This is a genomic window from Pseudomonas capsici (assembly GCF_017165765.1).
GTDB classification, from domain to species: domain Bacteria; phylum Pseudomonadota; class Gammaproteobacteria; order Pseudomonadales; family Pseudomonadaceae; genus Aquipseudomonas; species Aquipseudomonas capsici.
The window spans coordinates 1-635 of the sequence record NZ_JAFGZD010000058.1 but is presented as its reverse complement, the minus strand read 5'-3'; the positions used below and the strand labels follow the sequence as shown (position 1 = coordinate 635).

Below are 635 nucleotides of genomic sequence, written 5' to 3'. Positions count from 1 at the left end.
TCCAGCGCCAGCACGATCACTTCCCGAACACTGGCCTGGGCCTGCAGGCGTGCCTCGATTTCACCCAGCTCGATGCGGAAGCCGCGGATCTTCACCTGATGGTCGATACGTCCGGCGTACTCGATCACGCCTTCGGCGCGGTAACGGGCCAGATCGCCGGTGCGGTACAGGCGACCGCCGTCCTGGGAGAACGGGTCCGGCACAAAGCGCTCGGCAGTCAGCGCTGCACGGTTGTGATAGCCCCGCGCCAAACCGGCATGGCCGATATGCAGTTCGCCGCTGCACCCCAGGGCCACCGGGTTGAAATCTGCATCCAGCACGTACCAGGACAGATCGGCAATCGCCTCGCCAATCGGGCTGGCGGCACTCAGGGTGTCGGCCTGGGTGATCGGCCGGTAAGTGACATGCACCGTGGTTTCGGTGATGCCGTACATATTGATCAACTGCGGACTCTGGTCGCCAAAGCGCTCGAACCATGGAGCAAGGCTCGTCACGTCCAGCGCCTCGCCACCGAAAATCACCGAACGCAGAGCCAGCGTTTGTTCGCTGTCGCAGGCGACCCGCATCAACTGCTTGAACGCCGACGGTGTCTGGTTCAACACCGTGACCTGTTCCTGCACCAGCAAGGCATGGAA

At 63.0% G+C, this 635-nt stretch carries 1 protein-coding gene; it reads right to left on the bottom strand.

What is annotated here, in order from left to right; genetic code table 11:
- Positions 1-635: AMP-binding protein (locus JSY17_RS25520; protein ID WP_206403389.1), on the bottom strand; the 635-nt coding region annotated here is incomplete at both ends.